Source organism: uncultured Marinobacter sp. (assembly GCF_963974375.1).
In the GTDB taxonomy this organism is placed as follows: Bacteria; Pseudomonadota; Gammaproteobacteria; order Pseudomonadales; family Oleiphilaceae; genus Marinobacter.
Genome location: NZ_CAXBDN010000235.1, coordinates 1 through 6,820 on the forward strand (window position 1 = coordinate 1; position 6,820 = coordinate 6,820).

A 6,820-nucleotide genomic window follows, 5' to 3' on the forward strand; every position below is an offset into this window, starting at 1 on the left:
CGGCGGGTGACCTCCACATAGGCTTCGGCCACCTCCATTGCCATGTCAGGGGACTCAAGCACGTTCATGCCACCAAACAGCACGAAGGGCTGATCGTTGGCGATGTTCAGTCCGGAAACAGCAAGGTTACGTTGTGCCATGATTCAGATATTCCTTCTGTATCGCAGTGCCGGGGAGCAGCGCCACAGGCCCTGCCCCCGCCGTGTCAGTTCGTACGGCGTGCCAGCGCAGCTTCAACAAATCCCTGGAACAGCGGATGACCGTCTCTGGGGGTGGAGGTAAATTCCGGATGGAACTGACACGCCACGAACCAGGGGTGATCCGGTACTTCGACCACCTCGACCAGCTTCTCGTCGGCAGAGCGACCCGCCACCCTCAGCCCGGCCTGCTCAAGCTGGGGGACGTAGTGGTTATTCACCTCATAACGATGACGATGACGTTCACGAATGATCTTTTTGCCGTAACATTTCATGATGGTGGAGCCTTCGGACAACACACAGTCCTGTCCACCAAGCCGCATGGTGCCACCGATGTCCGAATCCTCGGTACGCTCTTCACGCTTGCCGGTGGCGTCCAGCCATTCGGTGATCAGGCCCACCACCGGTGCCGGGGATTTCTCTCGGAATTCGGTGCTATGGGCCCCGGAAAGACCGGCTACATTGCGGGCGTATTCGATAACAGCCACTTGCATACCCAGGCAGATGCCAAGGTAGGGAATCTTGTTCTCACGGGCATACTGAACCGTGCGGATCTTGCCTTCGACTCCCCGCTCGCCGAAGCCTCCCGGAACCAGAATGGCATCCGCCTTGTCGAGCACACCGGTGCCTTCACGCTCGATATCCTCGGAATCAATATACTGGATATTGACCTTGGTCCGGGTACGAATGCCGGCATGTAGCAGCGACTCGATCAGCGATTTGTAGGCATCAAGCAGCTCCATATACTTGCCCACCATGGCGATGGTCACTTCCTGCTCGGGATTGGTCAGGGCGTCGACCACCGCATCCCACTCACTCAGATCCGCCACGCCGGCTTTGAGGCCAAAGCGCTCGATAACCAGATCGTCCAGGCCAAATCCGTGCAGCATGCGCGGAATCGCGTAAATGGACTTTGCGTCCTGAAGCGGAATGACCGCTCGCTCTTCAACGTTGGTGAACAGGGCAATCTTGCGGCGGGAACCGGCATCCACCTCGTGCTCGGAACGGCACAACAGAATATCCGGCTGCAGGCCGATGGAGCGCATTTCTTTCACGGAATGCTGGGTCGGCTTGGTTTTGATCTCGCCGGCCGTTGCAATATAGGGCACCAGGGTCAGGTGCATGAAGATGGCCCGGGTTGAGCCCACTTCCACCTTCAGCTGGCGGCAGGCTTCGAGGAATGGCAGGGATTCAATATCACCCACGGTTCCGCCGATTTCCACCAGAGCCACATCGACACCGGCAGCACCCTCAACCACCCGGCGCTTGATTTCGTCCGTAATATGGGGAATTACCTGAACCGTACCACCGAGATAATCGCCACGACGTTCCTTGCGGATCACCTCTTCATACACCCGACCGGTGGTGAAGTTGTTGCGACGGGTCATGGGCGTGCGGATAAAGCGCTCGTAATGGCCAAGATCCAGGTCGGTTTCAGCGCCATCTTCGGTGACAAAGACTTCACCGTGCTGGAACGGACTCATAGTGCCGGGGTCGACGTTAATGTACGGGTCCAGCTTGAGAATGGTGACCTTGAGGCCACGTGCCTCAAGGATCGCAGCCAAAGAGGCAGATGCGATACCTTTACCCAAGGAAGACACGACACCGCCGGTGACGAAAATATAACGCGTCATGCAGATTCCGTGATTTATCTGGTTCGGTGAAGGAGGGAGATTGTCATCTCAAGATGGGACGCCAGACTACCAGAAAGCCGTCGACCGCTCAATCAAAATCCCGCCGTATATCAATCCGCCAACCCACCCCGGAAGAAGGCCCCGGGTCGGTTCCAGCACTGCCACCACGATAGCCCGCAGCACACCACAGGTCAGCCACTGCCACCAGCTCATCACCGTGAAACACCAGCGGCAAACCGCTTCTCTGCCAGGGTGGCACATCCTTTTCCTGCAACCACTTTTTGAGTGCCCGCGAGCCTGCGCCCGGATCAGGTCGCAAACGCTCGCCACCCCGCCGCAGGGCAACCCGGAAGGCCTCTCCCTGCTGCCCTGTACGGGGCGCTTCCGCAACAAGGCGAATCCGGAAACCGCCAAAAAGCAATTCCTGTCCGGGCTCAAGGACCGCCTCGGAAATTACCGGTTCGCTGGCTGATCGTTGCCGCACCCGGTAAATATGACCCCCGAAGCGGCGCAGGGCAAACCCGCGGCCGCGGATTTCAGGATGCCTGTCATCTGCAGCATTAAGCAACTCGTCGATACTGGTTTCATTGATGGCCGGAGCTTCACCGCACCAATGGCGCAAAAGATTCTTTCGCCCCTCCGGGGGCAGTGCTGCAAACCCCACCCGTGATATGCGGTCAGGGTGATCCGAAAGGACTGACAGCTGGTGCTTCGCCAACTGCCCTGAGAGCCTGGCAGCTTCTCCGCAGGCCGTGGCCGTTGCCGCAAGACGACGGTCCAGCTCCGGCCATCGCTGCCGCAGCAGCGGCATCACCTGATGACGCAAAAAGTTCCGGTCGTGCTGAATATCGTCATTGGTGGGGTCTTCAACCCATTGCAAGCCCGCGTCCCGGGCCTGCTGCTCCAGCCGTTGCCGGGTGATCCCCAGCCACGGCCGCACTATTCTGCCATTGCCTAATGACCGTTCTGGCGGTATCCCCGCCAGACCGGCAACACCACTGCCCCGCAGCATCCTGAACAGAACCGTTTCTGCGTGATCGTCCGCATGATGGGCCATCAACAGGCCGTCACCGGGTGCCTGAAGCTCAGACAGTACCTGGTAACGCGCTTTTCTGGCCGCCGTTTCAACGCTACCGCTGGAACCATCGGCCGCTATATCGAGATTGAGGGGAATAATCTGCAGGGGTATCGCGAAACTGTCACAAACCTTTCGGCACAACGCCTCGAACCCGGACGCTGCCTGTTGCAACTGATGGTTGACGTGCACAGCCGAAAAGCCGCCGGGATGGCGCGCAAATATCTGCCGGGAAAGATGAAGCAGGACGATGGAGTCCAGGCCGCCGCTGAGTGCGACCCGGACATGCCCCCGGATCTGCAGGGCCGCGAGGGGCTCAAGCAGATCCGGGAACCAGGCTACGGACGGCTGTTCACCGTCCGGTGTCATAGCGGGTCAGGCGTTCATAGCGGCGGGCAATCAGCTCTTCAACCGACAGACGGCTCATCTCGGCAATACCCTTGGCCAGCTCCACCTTGAGTGCCTCGGCCATCTTCTCCGGCTTGCGATGTGCGCCACCCAGGGGCTCGGTTATCACAGAATCCGCCACGTTCAGCTCTTTCAGCCGTTGCGCAGTAACGCCCATGGCTTCAGCTGCCGTGGCGGCATATTCCGCACTTTTCCAGAGAATGGAGGCACAGCCTTCCGGCGAGATCACCGCGTAAGTGGAGTACTGCAGCATATAGAGATGATCGCAAACACCGATCGCCAGGGCACCACCGGAACCACCTTCGCCGATCACCGTTGACAGAATTGGCGTTTTCAGGCGCGACATCACCGCCAGGTTGCGGGCAATAGCCTCACTCTGGCCCCGCTCTTCAGCACCGATGCCCGGGTAGGCACCTGGTGTATCGATAAAGGTCAGAATAGGCATCTTGAAGCGTTCGGCCAGTTCCATCAGGCGCAGGGCCTTGCGGTAACCTTCAGGCCGGGGCATGCCAAAATTGCGACGAACCTTGTCGCGCACTTCGCGGCCCTTCTGATGACCAATGATCATCACCGGCTTGTCATCCAGCCGCGCGGTACCGCCCACGATGGACAGGTCGTCAGCGTAGGTGCGATCGCCATGGAGTTCGTCGAAATCATCGAACATCATCTCGATGTAATCGAGGGTATAAGGCCGGCGGGGATGGCGGGCAAGACGCGCCACATCCCAGGGCTTCAGGTCCGAAAAAATGCTTTCGGTCAGACTGATGCTCTTGTTGCGAAGCCGGCTGATCTCATCGGTGATGTTGATCTCGGTGTCGTTACCGACCATGCGAAGCTCTTCAATCTTGGCTTCAAGGTCGGCAATGGGCTGTTCGAAATCCAGATAGTTTGGGTTCATGGTGTTCCGTTATTGATGTCTTCGCGAAGCCGCGTCTGGCTTCGCAGGTTCAGATGTCTTGTTAATCTATTAAAACTCAGGATTTAATCATAGCCCAGTTCGACCTGGTTATCTCCCACCAGATACCGCAACTCCAGCAGCAAGCTGTCATCGGGCTGCACTTTCCAGCTCTCACCCAGCTCGATACGGGTGCAGGCCTGGTCACTGCGATACTCGATCCACACCGGGCTGCCGTCATTGCGAAAAGGCCTCAGGGTGGTGTCGAGTTTGTCCAGCAAACCGTTCTGCAGCTGACTGGCCTGCAGGCTGAGGCGGATTCCCCGGCTGAATGACTGACGGGCCGTAGCCACATCCATCACCGAACTGACCCGCATTTTCATTTGCCCGGAGTAGTCATCGTGACTGACCTGACCCTCCAGTACAATCACCTGATCGGACTGTAACAGGTTCCTATTGGCATTGAACGCCTCCGAAAACAGAGTTGCTTCAATACGGCCGCTGCGATCATCGAGGGTGATGAAACACATGGTCGAGCCACTGCGGGTTTTCATGGTGCGCTGGGCAACAATCAGACCCGCCACCCGCTGGGGTGACCGGGACGGCTGAATATCCGCAATGGAGCTGCGCACAAAACGGCGCACCTCCCGTTCGTATTCATCAAAAGGATGGCCGGTCAGGTACAGCCCGAGCGTATCTTTCTCGCCCTTGAGCCGTTCTTTTTCCGGCCATTCACGGACCCGGGCCACGTCAGCGAACAGGTTCTCGCTTTCATCACCCCCGAGGATATCGCCGAACATATCCGTCATTCCCGCAACTTCATTACGGGACTGCTGATCCGCCTGCTGAATCGCTTTTTCGATACTGGCCATCAACTGTGCCCGGCCCGGACCCAGCTTGTCCATGGCACCGGAACGGATCAGTGCTTCAAGTGCCCGCTTGTTTACCTTCTTCAGGTCAACCCGGCGACAGAAATCAAACAGATCCTTATAGGCCCCGCCCTCCTGGCGCGCTTCCACTATACTCTGTATCGGGCCTTCACCAAGTCCCTTGATGGCGCCGAGGCCATACACCACCTGCCCCTCATCATTGACCGTAAAGGTGAATTCGGAAGTGCTGACATCCGGCAACACCAGATCCAGGTCAAGCGAGCGGCACTCCTCCACCAGGGTGACCACCTTGTCGGTGTTCTGCATATCGGCGGTCAGCACCGCTGCCATGAACTCGGCGGTGTAATGGGCTTTCAGCCAGAGGGTCTGATACGACACCAGGGCATAGGCGGCAGAGTGGGATTTGTTGAAACCGTATCCCGCAAACTTCTCGACCAGGTCAAAGATGTTTTCGGCCAGGCTCTTGTCGATATTGTTGTTGGCGCAGCCCTCCAGGAAGACTTCTTTCTGCTTGGCCATCTCCTCAGGCTTTTTCTTGCCCATGGCCCGCCGCAACATGTCCGCGCCACCCAGGGTATAACCAGCCATCACCTGGGCAATCTGCATGACCTGTTCCTGGTATAGGATGACCCCGTAGGTGGGCTCCAATACCGGCTTCAGGCCGGCGTACTGATAATCCGGATGAGGAAAGGACATGGGCTGACGCCCATGTTTGCGGTCAATAAAGTCATCGACCATACCCGACTGCAACGGCCCCGGCCGGAACAGGGCCACCAGGGCGATCATGTCTTCCAGGGAGTCCGGCTGCAGGCGGCGGATCAGGTCCTTCATACCGCGGGATTCCAGCTGGAACACGGCGGTGGTTTCCGCCCGCTTGAGCATCTCGAAGGAGCGCGAATCCACCAGCGGGATTTCAGCAATATCCAGTGCTGCCTCGCCACGCAGTTCGCGGCGGGGATTGATCATCTTCAGAGCCCAGTCGATGATGGTCAGGGTCCGCAACCCCAGAAAGTCGAATTTCACCAGACCGGCGTCTTCCACATCGCCCTTGTCGAACTGGGTAACCAGGCTGCCGCCCTCATCATCACAGTACAACGGCGAGAAATCGGTGATCTTGGTAGGCGCAATCACCACGCCACCGGCGTGCTTGCCGGCATTCCGACAAATGCCTTCGAGCTTCAGCGCCATCTCCCAGATTTCCTGGGCTTCCTCATCCTGGGCCAGAAACTCCCGCAGTGGCTCCTCCTGTTCGACCGCCTTGGCCAGGGTCATGCCCACTTCAAAAGGAATCATCTTGGACAGACGGTCCGCCAGCCCATAGGACTTGCCCTGCACCCGGGCCACGTCACGCACCACCGCCTTGGCGGCCATGGTGCCGAAGGTGATGATCTGGGAAACCGCTTCACGACCATATTTTTCCGCCACATAGGCAATGACCCGGTCACGGCCTTCCATGCAGAAATCCACATCGAAGTCAGGCATCGAGACCCGTTCCGGATTCAGGAACCGCTCGAACAGCAAGTCATACTGCAGGGGGTCAAGGTCGGTAATCAGCTGGGCGTAGGCCACCAGGGAGCCGGCACCTGAACCACGGCCCGGTCCCACCGGAACGCCGTTGTTCTTGGCCCACTTGATGAAGTCCATCACGATCAGGAAGTAACCGGGGAACCCCATCTGGATAATGATATCCAGCTCGAATTTGAGACGGTCGTAGTAAGCCC

4 protein-coding genes and 1 pseudogene are annotated in these 6,820 nt (G+C 58.4%); all 5 read right to left on the reverse strand.

All coding sequences use genetic code 11. The annotated features are described in order from the left end of the window. A pseudogene (locus tag AAC035_RS16720) lies at nt 1-140 on the reverse strand (3-deoxy-8-phosphooctulonate synthase); the annotation flags it as partial. Between the two features lie 65 nt (nt 141-205). Continuing rightward, nucleotides 206-1,831, reverse strand: coding sequence for a CTP synthase (locus AAC035_RS16725; protein WP_339806149.1), 1,626 nt, complete (start codon nt 1,829-1,831; stop codon nt 206-208). Between the two features lie 88 nt (nt 1,832-1,919). Next, a complete protein-coding gene (gene tilS, locus AAC035_RS16730; protein ID WP_339806151.1) occupies nt 1,920-3,275 on the reverse strand; it encodes a tRNA lysidine(34) synthetase TilS in 1,356 nt (451 codons plus the stop codon). Continuing rightward, complete coding sequence (gene accA / locus AAC035_RS16735; RefSeq protein ID WP_339806153.1) at nt 3,259-4,212, reverse strand: acetyl-CoA carboxylase carboxyl transferase subunit alpha; 954 nt, start codon at nt 4,210-4,212, stop codon at nt 3,259-3,261. The genes tilS and accA overlap by 17 nt, the downstream gene beginning before the upstream one ends. Nucleotides 4,213-4,295: 83 nt before the next feature. Continuing rightward, nucleotides 4,296-6,820: DNA polymerase III subunit alpha (gene dnaE / locus AAC035_RS16740; protein WP_339806155.1), on the reverse strand; the 2,525-nt coding region annotated here is incomplete at its 5' end.

What these genes read in the sequence shown, in the direction of transcription:
- AAC035_RS16725 (WP_339806149.1), bottom strand. Translation starts at nt 1,831, where the DNA reads ATGACGCGTTATATTTTCGTCACCGGCGGTGTCGTGTCTTCCTTGGGT.
- tilS (WP_339806151.1), bottom strand. Translation starts at nt 3,275, where the DNA reads ATGACACCGGACGGTGAACAGCCGTCCGTAGCCTGGTTCCCGGATCTG.
- accA (WP_339806153.1), bottom strand. Translation starts at nt 4,212, where the DNA reads ATGAACCCAAACTATCTGGATTTCGAACAGCCCATTGCCGACCTTGAA.